The organism is Pseudomonas sp. LA5, from assembly GCF_028640825.1.
Classification (GTDB): Bacteria; Pseudomonadota; Gammaproteobacteria; order Pseudomonadales; family Pseudomonadaceae; genus Chryseomonas; species Chryseomonas aestiva.
The window spans coordinates 44855-64485 of the sequence record NZ_JAQYZY010000024.1; the positions used below are offsets into that span (position 1 = coordinate 44855).

At 68.1% G+C, this 19631-nt stretch carries 15 protein-coding genes and 1 pseudogene; 6 read left to right on the forward strand and 10 right to left on the reverse strand.

The window, feature by feature from the left end; genetic code table 11:
* Positions 1 to 8: 8 nt before the first annotated feature.
* From arsC to PVZ72_RS05035, 4 genes are all read right to left on the reverse strand, one after another.
* Positions 9 to 434 (reverse strand): arsenate reductase (glutaredoxin), encoded by a 426-nt coding sequence (arsC, locus tag PVZ72_RS05020; protein ID WP_187980052.1) that lies wholly within the window; start codon positions 432 to 434, stop codon positions 9 to 11.
* Positions 431 to 1477 carry an ACR3 family arsenite efflux transporter gene (gene arsB / locus PVZ72_RS05025; RefSeq protein WP_187981246.1) on the reverse strand — a complete coding sequence of 349 codons (1047 nt, stop codon included), beginning with the start codon at positions 1475 to 1477 and terminating at the stop codon, positions 431 to 433. The genes arsC and arsB overlap by 4 nt, the downstream gene beginning before the upstream one ends.
* An 84-nt stretch (positions 1478 to 1561) precedes the next feature.
* A complete protein-coding gene (locus PVZ72_RS05030) occupies positions 1562 to 1885 on the reverse strand; it encodes an ArsR/SmtB family transcription factor (protein ID WP_187980051.1) in 324 nt (107 codons plus the stop codon).
* Positions 1886 to 1954: 69 nt separating this feature from the next.
* Complete coding sequence (locus PVZ72_RS05035) at positions 1955 to 2878, reverse strand: LysR family transcriptional regulator (protein ID WP_273861348.1); 924 nt, start codon at positions 2876 to 2878, stop codon at positions 1955 to 1957.
* A 65-nt stretch (positions 2879 to 2943) separates the two neighbouring features.
* Between PVZ72_RS05035 and PVZ72_RS05040 the strand changes: the two genes are divergently transcribed.
* Positions 2944 to 3477: a GNAT family N-acetyltransferase gene (locus PVZ72_RS05040; RefSeq protein WP_187980049.1), complete on the forward strand. Its 534-nt coding sequence runs from the start codon at positions 2944 to 2946 to the stop codon at positions 3475 to 3477.
* Positions 3477 to 4637 (forward strand): MFS transporter, encoded by a 1161-nt coding sequence (locus tag PVZ72_RS05045; protein WP_273861349.1) that lies wholly within the window; start codon positions 3477 to 3479, stop codon positions 4635 to 4637. Before PVZ72_RS05040 ends, PVZ72_RS05045 begins: the two co-directional genes overlap by 1 nt.
* 20 nt (positions 4638 to 4657) lie before the next feature.
* Here PVZ72_RS05045 and PVZ72_RS24140 read toward each other — a convergent pair whose 3' ends face one another.
* The 3 genes and pseudogenes from PVZ72_RS24140 to mntR all read right to left on the reverse strand — a co-directional run bounded on the left by PVZ72_RS24140 (position 4658) and on the right by mntR (position 6522).
* Positions 4658 to 5200: a methyl-accepting chemotaxis protein gene (locus tag PVZ72_RS24140; protein ID WP_431312620.1), complete on the reverse strand. Its 543-nt coding sequence runs from the start codon at positions 5198 to 5200 to the stop codon at positions 4658 to 4660.
* Positions 5195 to 5971 (reverse strand): annotated as a pseudogene (locus PVZ72_RS24145) (PAS domain-containing protein); the annotation flags it as partial. The pseudogene PVZ72_RS24145 and the gene PVZ72_RS24140, both read right to left, overlap by 6 nt.
* Before the next feature lie 101 nt (positions 5972 to 6072).
* Positions 6073 to 6522: a manganese-binding transcriptional regulator MntR gene (gene mntR, locus PVZ72_RS05055; protein ID WP_017640022.1), complete on the reverse strand. Its 450-nt coding sequence runs from the start codon at positions 6520 to 6522 to the stop codon at positions 6073 to 6075.
* Between the two features lie 218 nt (positions 6523 to 6740).
* On the opposite strand from mntR, the gene PVZ72_RS05060 reads away from it, so the two are divergent.
* Together PVZ72_RS05060 and PVZ72_RS05065 are read left to right on the forward strand one after the other, a co-directional pair.
* Positions 6741 to 8087, forward strand: a complete 1347-nt coding sequence (locus PVZ72_RS05060; RefSeq protein ID WP_187980046.1) for an Nramp family divalent metal transporter — start codon at positions 6741 to 6743, stop codon at positions 8085 to 8087.
* Positions 8088 to 8211: 124 nt separating this feature from the next.
* Entirely contained in the window at positions 8212 to 9225 is a 1014-nt protein-coding gene (locus PVZ72_RS05065; protein ID WP_133862652.1) for a YrzE family protein, read from the forward strand.
* Between the two features lie 97 nt (positions 9226 to 9322).
* Here PVZ72_RS05065 and PVZ72_RS05070 read toward each other — a convergent pair whose 3' ends face one another.
* Positions 9323 to 9880 carry a TetR/AcrR family transcriptional regulator gene (locus tag PVZ72_RS05070; RefSeq protein WP_187980045.1) on the reverse strand — a complete coding sequence of 186 codons (558 nt, stop codon included), beginning with the start codon at positions 9878 to 9880 and terminating at the stop codon, positions 9323 to 9325.
* A 95-nt stretch (positions 9881 to 9975) separates the two neighbouring features.
* Between PVZ72_RS05070 and PVZ72_RS05075 the strand changes: the two genes are divergently transcribed.
* Complete coding sequence (locus tag PVZ72_RS05075; RefSeq protein WP_273861350.1) at positions 9976 to 11157, forward strand: MFS transporter; 1182 nt, start codon at positions 9976 to 9978, stop codon at positions 11155 to 11157.
* A 139-nt stretch (positions 11158 to 11296) separates the two neighbouring features.
* Here the strand turns inward: PVZ72_RS05075 and PVZ72_RS05080 are convergent, their stop codons facing one another.
* Positions 11297 to 12235, reverse strand: coding sequence for a DNA/RNA non-specific endonuclease (locus tag PVZ72_RS05080; RefSeq protein WP_273861351.1), 939 nt, complete (start codon positions 12233 to 12235; stop codon positions 11297 to 11299).
* Positions 12236 to 12388: 153 nt separating this feature from the next.
* Here PVZ72_RS05080 and PVZ72_RS05085 point away from each other — a divergent pair, with 153 nt between their 5' ends.
* Entirely contained in the window at positions 12389 to 13744 is a 1356-nt protein-coding gene (locus PVZ72_RS05085; protein WP_187980042.1) for an OprD family porin, read from the forward strand.
* Between the two features lie 677 nt (positions 13745 to 14421).
* Here the strand turns inward: PVZ72_RS05085 and PVZ72_RS05090 are convergent.
* Positions 14422 to 19554 carry a DUF4011 domain-containing protein gene (locus PVZ72_RS05090; RefSeq protein ID WP_273861352.1) on the reverse strand — a complete coding sequence of 1711 codons (5133 nt, stop codon included), beginning with the start codon at positions 19552 to 19554 and terminating at the stop codon, positions 14422 to 14424.
* Between the last annotated feature and the right edge of the window lie 77 nt (positions 19555 to 19631).

Here is a 19631-nt window from a genome sequence, read left to right on the forward strand (position 1 = left end):
CGGCCCGATCAGCCGCGCGGCGTCGCAGAAGGAGCCACCACCTCGCCGTCTTCCTTGACGAAGGGTCCGCGCTGCGGCTCGGGCAGGATCTCCAGCACCCGTTCCGAGGGGCGGCAGAGCCGGGTACCCAGGGCGGTCACCACGATGGGCCGATTGATTAGGATAGGGTGCTGGAGCATGGCGGCGATCAGGGCCGCGTCATCCAGCCGCGGATCGTCCAGGCCCAACTCGGCGTAGGGCGTACCCTGCTGGCGCAGCAGCTCCCGTACCGGCATGCCCAGGTCGGCGATCAGCCGCTCCAGCTGCGCCTGGTTGGGCGGTGTCTCCAGGTAGTGGATGACCGTCGGCTCGACGCCGCTGTTGCGAATCAGGCCCAGCACGTTGCGCGAGGTGCCGCAGGCGGGGTTGTGGTAGATCGTGACGGCGTCGTTCATGGGCGATCTCGACGGGAGGAAAGGGCGCCGCGTTCGTACCAGCCGCGCGAGCCGTTCACCAGGCGCACGACCAGCAGCATCAGCGGTACCTCGATAAGGACCCCCACCACGGTAGCCAGGGCGGCGCCCGAGTGGAAGCCGAACAGGCTGATGGCGGCGGCCACCGCCAGTTCGAAGAAGTTGCTGGCGCCGATCAGCGCCGACGGACAGGCGACGCTGTGGCTCTCGCCCACCAGGCGATTGAGCCAGTAGGCCAGGGCCGAATTGAACAGCACCTGGATCAGGATGGGCACGGCCAGCAGGGCGATCACCAGCGGCTGCGCCAGGATCACCTCGCCCTGGAAGGCGAACAGCAGCACCAGGGTGGCCAGCAGGGCACCCATCGAGAAGGGCCCCAGGCGGGCCAGGGTGCTGTCGAAGGCGGCCTGGCCCTGGCGCAGCAGCGTGCGCCGCCAGAGCTGGGCGAGGATCACCGGCAGCACCAGGTAGAGGATCACCGAAAGCAGCAGGGTGGCCCAGGGCACGGCGATCGACGACAGACCCAGCAACAGACCGACGATGGGGGCGAAGGCGAACACCATGAGGGTGTCGTTCAGTGCGACCTGGGACAGGGTGAACAGCGGATCGCCCTGGGTGAGTCGACTCCAGACGAAGACCATGGCCGTGCAGGGCGCCGCCGCCAGCAGGATGAGTCCGGCGATGTAGCTATCCAGCTGCTCGGTCGGCAGCCAGGGCGCGAAGAGCTCCCGAATGAACAGCCAGGCGAGCAGCGCCATGGAGAAGGGCTTGACCGCCCAGTTGACGAACAGGGTGACGCCGATCCCGCGCCAGTGCTGGCGGACCTGACCGAGGGCGCTGAAATCCACCTTGAGCAGCATCGGCACGATCATGATCCAGATCAGCAGGCCGACCGGAAGATTGACCTGGGCCAGCTCGATCCGGCCGATGAAGCGGAACAGGCCCGGTGCCAGCTGGCCGAGCGCGATGCCGGCGACGATGCAGAGCGCCACCCAGAGGCTGAGGTAACGCTCGAAGGTGTTCATGGCGGGTGCTGCCGGTGGGCAGGCGTGGGGACTGTGCATGGCGGGCCTGGTCGGATGATCGGTGGATGGGTGCGGGTCAGCGGATCAGCAGGCACAGCGCGGCGATTCGCTGACCACGCAGTCGCCGCCGGCGCAACAGTGCTCGGTCAGATAGCCGAGCAGCGCATTCATGTGCGCGTAGGCCGCCCGATAGATCAGGTTGCGTCCCTGGGACTCCACCGTGACGAGACCAGCATTGGCCAGTTCCTTGAGGTGGAAGGAGAGGTTGCTGCGGGCCACCTCGAGCTGGTCGGCCAACTGGCTGGGCATGAGGCCGGCGGTGCCGGCGACCACCAGGGCGCGGAAGACCCTCAGGCGCTGGGCATGGGCCAGGGCGGCGAGGGCGGATACGGCGAGTTCTTCCTGCATGATTCGATAATTCAATGATCGTTGAATAATTGAATCATAAGGCGTGGCGGCCGCCTGGTCGAGCCCTGCTCAGCGACGCAACCGCCGGAGCGCTTCCAGCACCTGCTGCAGCGGGCGGCTCAGGAGTTTGTCGCGGCGCAGCACCAGGGCCAGGGTGCGGGTCAGGGGCGGCGCCAGCGGCTGGACCCTCAGGCCGTGGCGATGGTGCTCGGTGGCCACGGCGATGCCGGGCACCAGGCTGTAGCCGAGGCCGGCGGCCACCAGTTCCTTGAGCGCCTCGATGCTGCCCAGCTCCATCACCGGCCGGCTGGCCTGGCCGGCGCGGCGAAACCAGTCGTCGATCAGCAACCGGGTGCTGCTGCCGGTCTCGAAGGCCAGCAGCGGCGCCTCGGCCAGTTCCGCCGGGTCCAGCGCACCTGTCGGTAACAGACTGGCAGGCGGCAGCAGGGCGACGAAGGCATCCTCCAGCAGCGGCTCCACCTGCAGGTTGCGGCCACTGGCGGGCAGGGTGACCAGGCCCAGGTCGAGGCGGTTGTCTTCCACCGCCCGCAAGACGTCCAGGGTGTTGCCGGTGCTGACCCGCACGTCCAGCTGGGGAAAGCGCTGGCGCAACTGGCCCAGCAGCGGCGGCAGGAGATGGATACAGGCGGTGGCGCCGGTGCCGATGGCGACCCGTCCGCTGACCGTCTCGCCATGGCTGGCCAGGGCCTGCAGGGCCTGGTCCACCGCCGTCTGGATCTGTTCGGCGTGGTCCAGCAGCAGACTGCCCGCGGCGGTGGGCTTGAGTCCGCGCCCCAGGCGCTCCAGCAGCTTGAGACCCAGGCGCCGTTCCAGCTGGCGAATCTGCAGGCTGACCGCCGGCTGGCTCAGCCCCAGGCGATCGGCCGCGGCGGAAAAGCTGCCGGTGGCGACGACCTGGACGAAGGTCTGCAGCTGGATGAGATTGAGGTCGGCCATGCCAAGGTTTCGCTTATACCGGTGATAACCGAGCATAGCTTTATCTTTGGCTGGCCGTCCCGGCATGATCGCTTCATCGACCTCGCGAATGGACCTCTCCCGTGAACACCGCTCTGCAGTTGCGCGATGCGACCCCCGCCGATCTGCCGGCCATCCAGGCCATCTATGCTGAACACGTGCTGCGCAGCTGCGCCAGTTTCGAGCTGGAGCCGCCGGACCTGGCCGAGCTGGAGCGCCGGCTGGCAGCGGTGCGCCAGGCCGGGCTGCCTTACCGGGTGGCCGAACGGGACGGCGCGGTGGTGGGCTATGCCTATGCGGTGCTCTATCGCCCGCGACCGGCCTATCGCCATACCGCGGAAGACTCGGTGTATGTACGCGACGGCCTGGGTGGCCAGGGTATCGGCCGGCGGCTGCTGGAAGAGATCGTCGCGGCCTGCACGGCGGCGGGCTTTCGCCAACTGGTGGCGGTGATCGGTGACAGCGCCAACCAGGGCTCCATCGCCCTGCACCAGCGCCTGGGGTTTCGCACCGTTGGCATCTTCGAGGCGGTGGGTTTCAAGCATGGCCGCTGGGTGGATACGGTCCTCATGCAGCGCAGCCTGGGTGAGGGCGAGCGGACCCCGGGTACGCGCTGATGACGCCGATGCCGAGCGATCGCGCCATCTGGCAACTGGGGCTGATGCAGTTGCTGGCCTGGGGGCTGGCCTTCTATCTGCCGGGTGTCTACGGCCCGGCGATGGCCGCGGGACTGGGCTGGGACGCGCGCTGGGTCTATGGCGGCTTTTCCCTGGCGATGCTGACCATGGGGCTGGTCTCGCCCTTCAGCGGCGCGGTGATCGAACGCCTGGGCGGCTGTCGTACCCTGCAACTCGGCCTGGTGCTCGATGCCCTGGGTTGCCTGGGCCTGGCGGCGGCCCAGTCGGCGCCGCTGTTCTACCTGGCCTGGGTGACCCTGGGCGTGGGCATGCGCCTGTCGCTGTACGACGCTGCCTTCGCCACCCTGGCGCGCCTGGCCGGCGAGCGCTCGCGGGCGGTGATGGTGCGCATCACCCTGCTCGGCGGGCTGGCCTCGGCGGTGTTCTGGCCGCTGGGGCACTGGCTGCTGGAGGTGCTGGGCTGGCGCCTGGGGCTGGTGGTCTATGCCGGCATCGCCCTGGCCGGCATGCTGCTGCTCTTGCCGCTGCCCAACGTGCGTGGGCGCCTGCCCAGCGCCGAATTGCCACCCGCGGCAGGGGGCGGCTCGCCGCGCCTGGCCGGCGTGCTGTTCGCCACCGGGATGGCGTTGATCGGCTTTCTGTCGGCGGGGCTGTCGGCCCATCTGCCGGCGCTGCTGGCCGAACGCGGGATGCCGGTGGGGGTAGCGGCGCTGTGGGGGATCGGCCAGGTCTGCGCGCGGCTGGCGGAGCTGGCTTCCGGCCAGCGGCTTTCGGCGCGTCAGCTCAATCTGGTGCTGGGGCTCGGCCTGCCACTGAGTTTCGCCCTGGCGCTGGCGAGCGAAGGCCATCTTGGTCTCACCGCCGGCTTCGTCTTTCTCTATGGCGCCCTCAACGGCCTGGTGGCGGTGCTGCGGGCCAGCCTGCCGCTGGAGTTGTTCGATCGGGCGCTCTATGCGCGCCTGACCGGCAAGCTGCTGGCGCCGAGCTTCCTGCTCTCGGCGGCCGCGCCCTGGTGCTATGCCCTGGCCCGGGAGAGCTGGGGTGACCGTGGCCTGCTCGGGCTGTGCCTGCTGGTCAGCCTGGGGGTGACCCTGGCGGCGCTGGGGCTGCTCGGGTGGCGGCGTCCGGCGCCGGCCTGAGGCGGGCGCCGGTCCGTGGGCTAGTTCAGGCGGCGGGCGAACTGCCCCACCGCCCCGACCACGCGCTGGGCGCCGTCCTGGATCTCGGTGATGCGGGTGCCCGCGGCGTTGGCCAGTTGCAGGCCCTGTTCCGCCTGGTGCTTGCTCGCCGCCATGTTGGCCACGGCGGTCTGCGCCAGTTGCTGGTTCTGCTGCACCACGCCGACGATCTCCTCGGTGGCCTTGCTGGTGCGGCCGGCCAGTTGGCGGACCTCGTCGGCCACCACGGCGAAACCGCGGCCCTGTTCGCCGGCCCGTGCCGCCTCGATGGCGGCGTTGAGCGCCAGCAGGTTGGTCTGTTCGGCGATCCCGCTGATGGTCTTGACGATGGTGCTGATCACCAGCGACTGCTCGCCCAGGGCCTCGATGCCGTTGGACGCGACCTGCAATTCCTCGGCGATCTTGCGCATCACCGCGACGGTGTCCTGCACCACCTCGGCGCCTTCACGGGCGCTTTCATCGGTCTGCTGGGAGATGTCGAAGGCCACCTTGGCCGCCTCGGCCACCGCCTGTTCCTGTTCCACCTGGGCGGTGATGACGGTGGCGAATTTCACCACCTTGTACAGCTCGCCACGGGTGTTGAGCACCGGGTTGTAGGAGGCTTCCAGCCAGACGGTGCGACCGTGGCTGTCGATGCGCTTGAAGCGGCTGGCGATGAATTCGCCGCGATTCAGCCGTGCCCAGAACGCCTGGTAGTCGGCGGAGTGACTCTCTTCGCTGGTGCAGAACATGCGGTGGTGCTTGCCCTGGATCTGCTTGAGCGAATAGCCCATGCCCTGCAGGAAGCGGTCGTTGGCGGTGAGCACCTCGCCGGCCAGGTTGAATTCGATGACCGCGGTGGATCTCAGCAGGGCGTTGATCAGGCCGGAGTGCTCGGTGGAGGTCTCCACCTGTTCGGTACGGTCGTTGCCGTAGCAGATGGTCTTGTGGATGCGGCCATCGGCGTCACGCAGCGGCTGCCAGGTGGCATAGAGCCAGGCTTCCTGGCCGTTGGCCCGCAGCAGGCGATACATGCCGCTGGTCTGCTGGCCCTGGCTGAGCGCGCTCTTGAGATCGCGATAGCAGGGCAGTTGTTTGACGTATTCGGGAATGAAGGCATCCAGCGGACGCCCCACCACGTTCTCGGCGCGATAGCCCATCTCGCGGCAGAAGCGCTCGTTGACCTTCTCGATGTTGCCACGGTCATCCACGGTAAGACTGAGCGCCTGGCTTTCGAAGCCCGCGTGCAACTGACGCAATTCGGCGACTTCGGCACGCAGTTGGGCGAGTTCGGTCTTGAGGGGGCGATTGAACATGGCAGGGCACCGAGAGGAGTGAAAGTATGACTTCCACTACTTCGACGGTGCCGGGATTTTCTTAAGGGAAGCTGAGCGACTTTCGACTAAAGCCGCAGGCGTCAGGCCTGACGGCTGGCGATGAAACGGCGGAAGACGGCCAGGGTGGCCTCGCTGACATGGTGCTCCATGCCCTCGGCATCGCGCCGTGCGGTATCGGCGTCCACGCCCAGGGTCAGCAGGAAGGTCTCCACCACGTGGTGGCGCGCGCGACTGGCTTCGGCCAGGGCTTCGCCTTCGGGGGTGAGGAAGACGCCGCGATAGGGACGCTGCACGATCAGGCCGGCGGCGGCCAGGCGCTTGAGCATCTTGGCCACGGTCGGCTGGGCGACGCCGATGCGCGCGGCGATATCCACCTGACGGGCTTCACCGCCGTCCCGGATGAGGTCGGAAATGAGCTCGACATAGTCCTCGATCAGCTCCTGACGATGGGCTTCGCGGACCTGTTGAAAACCTTCCATATGAATGGATGGATCGACCAACCGATTCAGCAGTTCGTCGTCCTTTGTCATGTTGCCCACCTGAATGACCTTCTCCGCAAAGACCTGAGGCGCGTCGAGAGGACGCGTGCGGGCGCCATTTTGACCGAGTTGCGAGCGAATACCAAAGATTCCTTCGCCAATGGGCGTTATCGACGGATGAGATAGAGATTTTTTATTGCTGGATGTGTGAATTTTAGCCTAGGCTAAATTCTCCAAAGGGTAGTCCTACCTTGCCGCACGAGTCCGCCATGAAAGAGTCCGCCAGCTACGTCGAGCCTGCCTGGCAGGAGCCTGCGCCGTCCGCCCGGCCCAGCCTGGGGCGGATGAATGCCAGCGTGCCGGTGCCCGAAGGCGGCAGCTGGCTGCGCCGGCTGCTGGCCTTCATCGGCCCCGGCTACATGGTCTCGGTGGGCTACATGGATCCGGGCAACTGGGCCACGGACCTGGCCGGTGGCTCGCAATTCGGCTACCTGCTGCTGTCGGTGATCCTGCTCTCCAATCTCATGGCCATCCTGCTGCAGGCCCTGGCCGCACGCCTGGGCATCGCTACCGGGCTGGACCTGGCCCAGGCCTGCCGCGCGCGCTATTCGCGGCCGGTGAGCCTGCTGTTGTGGATCGCCTGCGAGATCGCCATCATCGCCTGCGACCTGGCCGAGGTGATCGGCACCGCCATCGCGCTGAATCTGCTGTTCGGCATCCCGCTGATGTGGGGCGCCATCCTCACGGCGCTGGACGTCTTTCTCATCCTGTTGCTGATGAATCGCGGCTTTCGCTGGCTGGAAGCCTTCGTCATCGCCCTGCTGACGCTGATCTTCGTCTGCTTCGGCGTGCAGATGGTGCTGGCCCAGCCGTCACTGGCGGCGATTGCCGACGGCTTCCTGCCCAAGGCGGAGATCGTCACCAATCCGGCCGCGCTGTACCTGGCCATCGGCATCATCGGTGCCACCGTGATGCCCCATAACCTCTATCTGCATTCGTCCATCGTGCAGACCCGCGCCTATCCGCGCACCGAGGCCGGGCGGCGAATGGGCCTGCGCTGGGCGGTGGCCGACAGTACCCTGGCGCTGATGCTGGCGCTGTTCGTCAACGCCGCCATCCTGATCACCGCCGCGGCGGTGTTCCACAGCGCCGGGCGCACCGACGTGGCCGAGATCCAGGACGCCTACCACCTGCTGTCGCCGATGCTGGGCGTCGGCATCGCCTCGCTGCTGTTCGCGGTGGCGCTGCTGGCGTCGGGCATCAACTCCACCGTCACCGCGACCCTGGCCGGCCAGATCGTCATGGAGGGCTTCCTGTCGCTGCGCATTCCCGACTGGGCGCGGCGGCTGATCACCCGGGGCATCGCCGTGATCCCGGTGGTGGTGGTGACCGGCCTCTATGGCGAGAGCGGTACGGCCAAGCTGCTGGTGCTCAGCCAGGTGGTGCTGTCCATGCAATTGCCCTTCGCGGTGATCCCGCTGGTGCGCTTCGTCTCGGACCGCCAGCTGATGGGCAGCTTCGTGATCGGTCGGGTCACGCAGGTGCTGGCCTGGGCGATCGCCGGGCTGATCGTGGTGCTCAATGTGAAGCTGCTGGCCGATATCCTGCTTGGATAGCGGACAACTGAGGTCCTACGACCTCTGAAGGCTCTGGAATGCAGGTCTGGGAACTTCCGAAAGCGGGACGGTATCAATCCGTTACCACAATAAGTTCTTCCCATCACCACCCGGAGCACCTGCCATGTCCTATGACGCCCGTCACACCCCAGCCTATGCAGCCACCACGGCCACCGCCACCGCGCCCCTGCTGAAGCGCATTTCCTGGAGTTCGATCATCGCCGGCGTGGTCATCGCCCTGACCGTTTCGCTGCTGCTGAGCCTGCTCGGCACCGCCATCGGCTCGGCTTCCATCGATCCGCAACAGGAAGCCAATCCGCTGTCCGGCCTGGGCAAGGGCACCGGTATCTGGGTCGGCGTCAGCGCCGTGGTCTCGGTCTTCGTCGGCGCCTGGATCGCCGGTCGCCTGGCGCAGCGCGAAGGCGCCCTGCACGGCATCCTGGTCTGGGCCAGCGTGACCCTGGTCAGCGTCTATCTGGTGTCCAGCGCCGTCAGCGGCGTGGTGCGCACCGGTCTGAACGTGGCGGGCAGTGGCCTGTCGATGGTCGGCAGCGGCCTGTCCCAGGCGGCCCCGGCCCTGACCAACCAGGTTCAGGACCAACTGCGTCAGCAGGGCATCCAGCTCGACCTGGGTGATCTGCAGAACGAACTGGAAACCGCGCTGCGCCAGACCGGCAAGACCGAGCTGCAGCCGGAGAATCTGCAGCAGCAGGCTCAGGGCGCCGAACAGGATGCCAAGAACACTGCCCAGAACAGCGCCAACAATCCGCAGCAGACCGATGACCAGCTGGGTGCCCTGCTGGATCGTCTGAAGCAGCGTGGCGACCAGGCCTGGAATGCCGCTGACCGTCAGGCTCTGGTGAACCTGATCAAGGCCCGCACCGGCAAGAGCGACGCCGAGGCCAACGCCATCGTCGACAAGGCCCAGCAGACCTACCAGCAGGCCTATGCCAAGTACCAGGAGCTCAAGGCCCAGGCCGAGCAGAAGGCCCGCGAAGCGGCTGACGTGGCTGCCCGCAAGGTCTCCCAGGCCAGCTGGGTCCTGCTGATCAGCCTGGTGATCGGTGGCATCGTCGGTGCCATCGGTGGTGCCCTGGGTCGTCGTACCCAGCCGGCCAACAAGGTGGTCGCCGCCTAAGCGCAACCTCTGGCGGATCCCCTGGGACCCGCTGACAAGGCACGAGGCCCGGACTGGCGACAGTCCGGGCCTCGTCGTTTAGGGGCCGGTGCTTTTCCTAGCGGTCTGGCCGCAGTACCCGGGCGAGCAGCTGCAGGCACAGCGCCAGGTCGGGGCGTTCGGCGCCGAACAGGGTGCGATAGATCAGCGGAGCGACCAGGCCGTCGAGCAGGGCGTCCAGGGGCGGTGCCGGCTCGCCACGTCGGTGGGCGCGTTCGAGCAGCAGCTCCAGGCGCTCCCGGGTCGGCTCGGTGCAGCGCACCGCGCATCCCGGATCGGTGGCGGCCAAGGCGTCCCTGAGCATGGCCTGGCCAGGGGTGGAGGCAAGGTCGTCGACATAGTGTTCCAGCCAGCGTTCGAGATCGCCTTTCAGGCTACCGGTGTCTTCCGGCGGCTGGTCCGGGCGCAGGCGCTGTAGGTCGACGTCGGCCAGCAGGCTGGGCAGGTTGCCCCAGCGACGATAGAGGGTCGAAGGCGTGACCCCGGCGCGCGCGGCGATCAGGGGGACGGTGAGGGCTTCCCGGGGCTGCTCCTGCAGGAGCGCCAGGACGGCCTCGTGGATGGCTTGCTGAACGCGGGCACTGCGGCCGCCGGGACGGGCTTGCTTGTTGGTCATGCTGACAGGATACCCGGCTCTTAACGCAAACGCATTGCTTTTGCTGCAGGAAGGGTTCAGGCTTTAAAGCAATTAATTAGCTTTAAGGTGTGGGCATGTCTTCACTGAACGGCTCTTCCTCCGCACGCCTGGCGCTGCTGGGCTCGGTGCTGCTGACCTTCCTCGCCGCGTCCAGCGCGCCGACCCCCCTCTATGCCAGCTACCAGCAGGCCTGGGACTTTTCCACCTTCTGGCTGACGCTGGTGTTCGCCGTCTATGCCTTTGCCCTGCTGGCCGCCTTGCTGGTGGGCGGGCGGCTGTCCGATCACCTGGGGCGCCGGGCGGTGATCCTGGCGGCGCTGGTGCTGGAAGCGGGCTCCATGCTGCTGTTCCATCAGGCCCACGGTCTGGCTGATCTGGTCCTTGCCCGCGCCCTGCAGGGCCTGGCGACCGGGATCGCCACCAGTGCCCTGGGTGCGGCGCTGCTGGACGTGGATGCCGAGCGCGGCCCCTGGTTGAACAGCCTGACGCCCCTGCTCGGCATGGCGGTCGGCGCGCTGGGTTGCGGTCTGCTGGTGGAATTCGCGCCGGCGCCGCTGCAACTGGTCTATCGGCTGTTCCTGCTGCTGTTCGTGTTGCAGGGCCTGGCGCTGCTGCGCCTGCCCGATCGCGTACCGCGCCGGCCGGGCCTGCTCGCCGCCTTGCGTCCCCAGCTGGCGGTGCCGCCCCAGGCTCGCGTCATGCTCTGGCGGGTATTGCCGCTGGAACTGGCGGTCTGGGCGGTGGGCGGCTTTTATCTGTCGTTGATGCCGGGGCTGGTCAAGGCGGCGACCGGTACGACGTCGATCCTGGTCGGCGGGGTGGTGGTGGCCGGTCTGACGCTCACCGGTGCGGCCTGTCTGCACGGCCTGCGTGGCTGGCCGCCCATGCGCCTGCTGCGCCTGGGCGCGGTCACCCTGGTGGCCGGTCCGGCCGTGCTCTGGTTGGCGGTGGCCAGCGGTCAGCTGGGTTTCTTCGCCCTGGGTACCCTGGTGACCGGCGTCGGCTTTGGCAGCGGTTTTCTCGGCGCCACCCGCAGTCTGCTGCCGCTGGCCGAACCGACCCAGCGCGCCGGGTTGCTGGCCGCCTTCTATGTGCTCAGTTACCTGGCGTTCTGCCTGCCCGCCCTGGCGGTCAGCGCCCTGGTGCCGCTGCTGGGCCTGGCCGGCGCCGCCGAACTCTATCTGGGCGGGGTGATCCTGCTGGCGGCGCTGGGCGTGCGCAACAGCCTGCCGCGCGCCTGCGTGCAGCCGGGATAGGCTTTGTCTGAAAAGTGCCTGCGCTTGGTCATGCGGCGTTAAAAATCCGTTCGGAATGCTCATTTACCATTCGTAAACTCCGCTTCCTCACGGATTTTTGCCTTGCCTGACCTTCGCTCGGCGACTTTACAGACAAGCCTTAGAGCAGGATGTCGGTAGGACCGAAAATGGCCCGCTCGACGGGGCTGCCGGTGGCCCGCTCTTCATTGGAAAAGCCGTCGTGGTCGCGCAGCGGGCCGAAGTCGATGCCGGTCAGTTGCTCGATACGCAGGACGCTGCATTGATAGGTGCGCAGGCGGCCGAAGGTGATGGACAGCTCGTCGAGTTCGCGGCGCTGGTCGATCAGATAGGCGCTGGCGGAGGGCTTGCCGTCGTCACCGAGAAAGGCCACCACCTTCCAGAAGGCCTCGGGAATCCGGGCCTCGCGGTAGGAGCGGTCATCCGCGCGCAGGACCGGGCCGCTGAAGACGGTGATGCACGCCTGCCAGCGCTGGGTGTTGTCGAGCAGATAGTCCTCCAGCTCCAGCCAGGTCCGCTGGTTGAAGGCGGCCATCTGTGGTGCGCAGTTGGTGAAGTGGAAGGTGTCGCGGTTGGCCTGGGTGGCGGCGGCGCCCCAGTTGGGGTCCTGGCGGCGCACCAGGTGGCCGCGGTCGAGCAGGTTGTCGGCATAGAGCGCCTCGCCGAGCTGAGCCTCTAGCGGCACCCGGCCGTCGTAGGCCCAGGCATCGCGGCTACGGGGCACCTCGACGTGCTGGTCGCCGTCGATATTGACGCCGACCCAGAGCGCCATTCGCCGGCTGCGCGAGAGCGTGACCGAGAAGTGGGTGTAGTCCAGGCGATCGCCGGAGGCGGGCAGCGGATAGACGTCGCCGGCCAGGGCCGCGCTCGGACGGGGCCAGGGGACCTGGAAGGCGCCCAGGAAGTCGGCCTGGTAACCCTGGCGATCCGCCAGGCTGGCGGCGGGGGTGATGCGCGGCTCGGTGCTTCTCAAACCGGCGGGTTGCGCCGGCAACAGGGGACGCAGGTCGGCGAGGCGCGGGCGATAGGCGAGATCGACGGCAAAGGGCTGGCTGGGCATGAGTTATCTCGGGCGCAGAGGACGAACCGTCAGCGCAGCACAGGAAGGTGACCGGACGATGACCACGGTCAGCGAAGTGGTATGCGCCGGCGCTAGCTGGCAAACTCGTTCGCGACCTAACGATTCCCACCGAGATCCCCGAGTGAACCGCCCATGAAGCTATCGCTGTTTTCCCCTCTTGCCCGTCGGCGTACCTGGCTGCTCGGCGTGCCCGGCCTGCTCCTCAGCGGCGCCGCCCTGGCCAGTCAGCAGTCCGATGCCAAGGGCTTCGTCGAAGACGGTGACCTGACCCTGTTGCTGCGCAACTACTACTACCTGCGCCAGAACGAAGGCGACGGCCATGGCGCCGCCGCGCGCAACAGTCGCGATCCGCGCAGCTGGACCCAGGCCTTCCTGCTCAATTACACCTCGGGCTTCACCCAGGGCACCGTGGGCGTGGGCGTGGATGCCTATGGCTACCTGGGCCTCAAGCTGGATGGCGGTGATGGCCACGCCAATACCCCGAACATGCCGGTGGACGGCGACGGCAGCCAGCGCAGCGAATTCAGCAAGGGCGGGGCGGCGGTCAAGCTGCGCGTCTCCAACACCGTGCTCAAGTACGGTGACCAGCAGCCCACGGCGCCGGTGCTGGCGGCGGGCGGCAACTGGCTGTTTCCGCAGACCGCCCGTGGCTGGAGCCTGGTGAGTCAGGAAGTCGATCACCTGATGCTCGAAGGCGGTCACTTCACCGCCGCCACGGCGCCGCGCACCACCGGCTCGGACGGTGGCATCTTCGCCGGCTATGCCGGCGTTGAAGCGGCCTCGGCCAGCTATGCCGGGGGTGTCTACAAGTTCAGCGATCACCTCAGCGCCTCGCTCTACGCCGGGCACTTCGAAGACGTCTGGGACCAGTACTACGGCAACCTCAACTATGTTGTACCGCTGGCGGCCGAGCAGAGCCTGACCTTCGACGCCAACCTCTATCGCACCCTGGACGCCGGCAGCGCCAAGGCCGGCAGCATCGCCAACACCGCCGGCTCGCTGGCCGCCGCCTTCCAGACCGGCGCCCACACCTTCACCCTGATCCACCAGCGTATCCATGGCGACCAGCCTTTCGACTACGCGGTCTTCGGCGCGCCGGTGCCGGGGTCCTTCGGTGACTCCATCCTGCTCGGCAACTCGATGCAGTTCTCCGACTTCAACGGTCCGGGCGAGCGCAGCTGGCAGGCCCGCTATGACCTGGACATGGAAAGCTACGGCGTGCCGGGCCTGAGCCTGATGGTGCGGCATACCCGCGGCAGCGGCATCGACGGTAGCCACGTGGCCGCCGATTCGGCCTATGCCGGCCTCTATGGCGACGGCGACAAGGAACACGAGACCGATCTGGAGGCCAAGTACGTGCTGCAGAACGGCCCGGCCAAGGACTTGAGCTTCCGCCTGCGCCAGGCCTGGCATTCCGGCAGCCAGAGCACCGGCGGCACCGTGGCCGAGACCCGGCTGATCACCGAGTACCCGCTGAATATCCTGTAATTGATCGCGCTCCGTAGGTTGGGCCTTTTAGGTTGGGTTGAGCGTCGCGAAGCCGAACAGTCCATTGGCCGTCGGCATGCCCGGGAATGCCCTCACCCCAGCCCTCTCCCAAGGGGAGAGGGGGTAGTTCGGTGTGAGCAGGTGCCTGGTAGGTTGCGTTGAGCGCAGCGAAGCCCAACAGTCCATTGGCCATCGGCATGTCCGGGATACCCTCACTCCAGCCCTCTCCCAAGGGGAGAGGGGGGTTAGTTCGGTGTGAGCAGGTATCTCGTAGGTTGGTTGAGCGCAGCGAAGCCCAACAGTCCTTTGGCTATCGGCATGTCCGGGAATACCCTTACCCCAGCCCTCTCCCAAGGGGAGAGGGGGTAGTCGCGTAGAGTCGATAACGGCGCAGCCTTATCCACGTTCAGGTGCGTTGATCAGTGGAAAACGCGGCGCGGTTTTCCACGCTACGGACGCCCTGGCAGCGTGATACCAGGGGGCAAGCCATCACCTGCGCCGGACCCAATCGCCCCCTCTCCCTCCGGGAGAGGGCTGGGGTGAGGGTTGCCCCCACCAACGGCGCCAGGGTCGAGCGCGGATCGTTGGGCTTCGGCGATAAGGCCGCCTCAACCCAACCTACGGGTGTGGGCCTGGTAGGTTGGGTTGAGCGCAGCGAAGCCCAACAGACCTCACCCTCAACCCTTCGTCCGCGACGCCTCCAGCAGCTTCTCGATCTCCCCATGCAATCGTTCGGTCGCCCCGGGGCGGTCGATCCACCATTCGGTGGACCAGACGCGCAGGAGGGTCCAGCCGAGGCCCTGGAGGATGGCGCTGCGGGTCTTGTCGCGGTCACGGGCGGTGGCGGCGCTGTGGTAGGTGGCGCCGTCGCATTCGATACCGACCAGGTAGTCGCCCGGGCGGTCGGGATGGACGATGCCCAGGTCGATGCGGAAACGCGACACGCCGATCTGCGGCACCACCTGCCAGCCCTTGGCCTGCAGCGCCTGGGCCACGGCTTCCTCGAACGGCGAGTCATGGCCACCCAGGGAGCCCTTTACCGCCGCCGCCAGGGCCTGGGGGCCGCGCTGGGCGAATTCCAGGAACAGCTTGAGATCGCGCACGGCGCGGGCATTGGTGCGATTGAGGTCGATCAGCCCCGGATCGAAGGAGGAGAACACCAGCATTTCCCGCCGCGCCCGGGTCACGGCGACGTTGAGGCGCCGCCAGCCACCGTCCTTGTTCAGCGGACCGAAGTTCATCGACATCGTATTGGCGCCGGGCTCGGTGGGACCGAAGCCGATGCCGAGCATGATCAGGTCGCGCTCGTCGCCCTGGACCGTTTCCAGGTTCTTCACCACCACCGGCTCGGCCAGGTCTTCGGCGAAGTGCGCCTCGATCTCCGGGTGCTGCTGGCGCGCGCGGTCGAGCAGGTCGGTGACCAGCCGCTGCTGTTCGCTGTTGAGGGTGATGATGCCCAGGCTGAGGCCGGCAAAGGCCGGATCGAGCAGGCGCTTGACCGCTTCGGCGACCATGGCCTGGGCCTCGATGGCATTGTGGCGGCCCTTGCCCTTGGCGTAGACGCCATCGACCCGCCGCCATTCCACCGCGCTCGGACGGATCTCCGGGGCGGGGAAGGTGATGAGCTTGCCGTCGTAGTAGTGGTGGTTGGAAAAGGCGATCAGGCTTTCATGGCGACTGCGGTAGTGCCAGTTGAGGCTGTGGCTGTAGATGCCGGCGCCCAGGCATTCGTCAAGGATGCTTTCCAGGTCCTCGGCGGTGTCGTCCTCGCCGGCGGCGCGGTCGAAGAAGCGCGTTGGCGGCATCTGCCGGGGGTCGCCGGCGATCACCACCTGCACGCCGCGGGCGATGGCGCCCACCGCGTCCCAGGGCGCGATCTGCGAGGCTTCGTCGAAGATCACCAGGTCGAACAGACCGCCGTCCGGCGGCAGGTACTGGGCGATGGACAGCGGACTCATCAGCATGCAGGGCGCCAGTCGCGCCAGGGCGTCGCCCATTTCCAGGGCCAGCTGGCGCAGCGGCTTGTGTCGGCGCTGCTTCTGCAGTTCGTGCTTGAGCACGGCGAAGCCGCCACCCTGACGCGCCGCGTCGTTCTTCGCTGGCAGGCCGTGGCAGAGCAGGGCGCGGATATGGCGCACGGCCAGGGTCTGCAGGCGATCGTCCAGCCGGCGATAGGCCTGGATATCGCTCTCGTGCTCGGCCGGGACGAAATCGCGCAGCAGCGGCTCGGCGTCCAGCGCGGTGGCGGCGAACCAGCGGGCATAGGCGGTCTCGAACAGGGCTGCCAGGTCCTCGACCGGGGCGGCCGTGGCACGCGCGATCAGAGTTGCCAGGCCGAGGGCGTCGGCTTCTTCGCGGACGCGCTGCCAGTCGCACCAGGCCTTGAGCCGACCCGGCTGACGCAGCAGCGCGGCAGCGGTACGCACCAGCTCGGCGGCGGCGGTGTCACCGGCCAATCCCGCCTGAGTGGCGAATGCCTGGCGGGCGGCTTCGGCCGCGTCGAGGGCCTCGGCGAAGGTACCGCTGGCCGGGGCCAGGGTGGTGTCCACCGGCTGATCCTCGGGATGCTGCAACCGGCGCGCTGCCGCCTGGCGCAGGGCCAGCAGCTGCTCGGGCGTTTCCGCCAGGGTCGGCAGCGCCGCGCTCAGTCTTTCCGCCAGGACGCGGCGCGCGAGCAGGGCGTCGAGATCGCTGGTGACACCCTGCCAGCCACTGATGCCGGCCAGGGTGGGCGTCAACTCGTCCAGTTCGGTGAGCAGGGTGCGCTGACGCCGCAGCCGCGGCAGATCGGCAGCCACATCGGGCTGACCCTGGGTTTCGCCCTGGCGGGCGAGATCCTGGGTGACCTGTCGCTGGGCGCGGCTGGCGAAGATCCAGAAGCGCTGCCCGGCGGCGTCCCACGTGGTTTCCAGCTGGGTCAGGGCGACACGGCGACAGGCTTCGGCGGCATAGGGCACCGACAGCTCGCGCTCCAGTATCTGGTAGTCGCGCAGCAACTCCAGGGCGCGCCCCAGCTGGCGCTGACGCTCGGCAGCGCCAGGCCCGAAGGCGAAGGCCAGGTCCTGGCCAGCGGCGTTCTGCAGCAACTCGGCGAAGTCCAGCAGGCGACGGGGCGCCACCTGGTCCGCCAGTGGCAGACCGAGGACATCACGCAGGCGTTGCCGCGCCTGCTGCAGTGCCTGTTGGGTGTCGCGTAGCCGTTCGGCGGCGCTGACCAGGGCATCCTGCCAGGCGTTGGACCAGGGATGGGCCGGCAAGAGCGCGAAATCCGCCGCCAGGCTGCGGCCGGTCTCGGCGTGCAGGGCCAGGCGCCGCACGGCGTTGCGCAACTCGGCCAGGCCCTCGGCGTCGTGGGCGTCGGCCTGGGACCAGGCGAGGCGCGGGGTATCGGGGGCGGCGTCGCGCAGTACCCGACCGATGCTCTGTTGCAGGGTCAGGCCGTTGAGCCAGCGCCGGTGCAGGCGCTCGACCACGGCATTGAGACGATCGCGCAGGCGTTCCACCTCGGCGGCCTCGACCAGCCATTCCTCTTCGTCGAGGCCGTCGCGGGTATCCCAGGCGCGCTCCAGCTGCTTGAGCACCTCGGCCTTGGAGGCCTTGCTCGAATGCAGTTCCAGGCAGAACTCGCCAAGCCCCTGGGCCTCCAGGCGGCGATATACCACGTCCAGCGCCGCGCGCTTCTCGGCGACGAACAGCACCCGCCGACCGAGCGCCAGATTGTGGGCGATCATATTGGCGATGGTCTGGGACTTGCCGGTGCCGGGCGGGCCGTCGAGCACGAAATCCTGGCCACCGGCCGAGGCCAGTACCGCCGCCAGCTGCGAGGAATCCGCCGGCAGCGGGGTGAAGAGTTCGGCCGGGGTCACCTGGCGATCCAGCTCGCGCTCGCGAGGAAAGCTGCCGCCGCCCAGGTAGGCGCCGGATTCCGCGGTACGTTCCAGCAGGTGGCGCACCAGTGGGCTTTCCAGCAGCTGGTCGCTGCGTTCGGTGAGGTCCTTCCACATCAGGTACTTGGCGAAGGAGAACTGGCCCAGCAGCAATTCGCTGCTGACCTCGAAGCCGGGCAGGTCGCGCACCGCACGCCGCATCCTGGTCCAGATGCCGTCCACGTCGATGCCGTTGCCATCGCCGGGCAGCGGGCCGTCGAGCCCGGGGATGTCCAGGTCGAAGTCGTGGCGCAGGAGCTCCAGCAGGGTCAGGTTGAAGCGCGGCTCGTCCTCGAACAGGTGCAGGGTAATGCCGCTGGCGGCGCTCTGCCGTTCCAGGCGCACCGGCAGCAGGATCAGCGGCGCGCGGTAGTGCTTGGGATCGTCGGCGGCCTTTTTCCAGCGCAGGAAGCCCAGCGCCAGGTAGAGGGTGTTGGCGCCGCCCTCGTCGAGATCGCTGCGGGCGCGGCGATAGAGTTCCACCAGCGCCGCGTCCAGCTTGGTCGCATCCAGGGGGGCGACCACCTCGCCGCGGGCCAGGGCGCCGCGGGCGTATTCGTCGTCGAGATTCTCGTGTTCGCGGGCCTCGTGCAGCACGGCGTCGCGGCCGCTCACCGCCAGGTCCGGCAGCGGCACCAGGCGCAGCGCCCGGCCCTCGGCCAGGCGATCTTCCAGCGCGGCCGGCTCGGGGCAGAGCAGGGGCACGCTGCGGGCGTTGTCCGGCACGTGCAGCAGGCGATTGCGGGTGGTGAGGTCGAGCAGCTTGCGCTGCCACAGCGCCAGGCGCCCGACCGGGGTGGTCGGCGCCGCCTCGACGTCCACGTCGAAGGCCGGCAGCGGCGGGGCCTCTTCCAGGGTCTCGCCCGGCAGCAGCAGACCGTCCGCGTTGCTGGCCGGCTGGCCGGGCACCGCCAGCGGGCGGATGCGTTGCAGGCGGGCACGGCGGACGTCCAGGGCCAGTACGAAGGTCTCGTCGTCCAGCTGCCGCTCGGCCAGTTGCATGGCCTGACTGAAGGACGGCGGCGGCGAAGCGGTGGCCTGGGTGGTCTCGAAGACCAGCAGGTCCTTGAGCGCCACCCGCTTGCGCACCGGCTCGGCGTCGTCGGTGAGCAGCTGGGCGAATTCCTGGGGTTGCAGCCAGACCCCGGCGAAGGCATGGCCGCGGGTGATGACCAGCAGTGGATTGAGGCCGGCCTGTTCCAGCGCCGCGCACGCGAGCAGTGCGAGATCCAGGCAGGTGGCCAGGCCACCGTCGAGGATGCTGCCCGGCGTGCGGATCTTCTGGCCCTGGCGCTCGAAGCTGGCGGGCGGCACCGCATAGGTCAGCTGCAGACCGCACAGCGCCGACCAGAGCGCCGAGCCCAGTTCCCAGACGCGCCGCCGCGAGCCGCTCTCGTACCCGTCCAGCGCCGTGGACTTGCCGGCGCGACGCAAGACCTCGGCGGCTGCGCCCAGCAGGCGATCCACCGCCGGATCATTGGGCATGACGAAGGCCGCCGCCAGTTCCGGCATGCTGTCCACGCCACCCCATTGGTTGCGTGCCAGCAACTCGACCGGATAGCACCGCGTCTGCAGGATCGTCTCGCCCTGGCGCACCGTGAAGGTCAGCTGGGCGACCAGGCTCTCCTGCAGGCTGCCAAGCAGCGCGGCGTCGAATTCGAGGTCGCGATCATCGAGGTAGAGGGTGCCCTGGGGATCGAGGCGCTCCAGGTGCCAGGTGCGCGGGACCACGAAGGCCGGCTCGGCCGTGACCGTCAGACTGAGGTCGGCGAGGGCTTCCTGGCCACTGTGGGTGAGGCGCAATTCGCGCAGCACGGGCACCGCGTTCTGGTGCGCCGCGAAGCCGATCTTGCCGGCCAGCACCAGTTCGACATCCACGCTCATCGCCTACCACCCTTGCTTATTGCCTAAGGTAGATGAATGTACAGTAGTGGGCGGGTCGATGCAGCCCATAGCCCGCC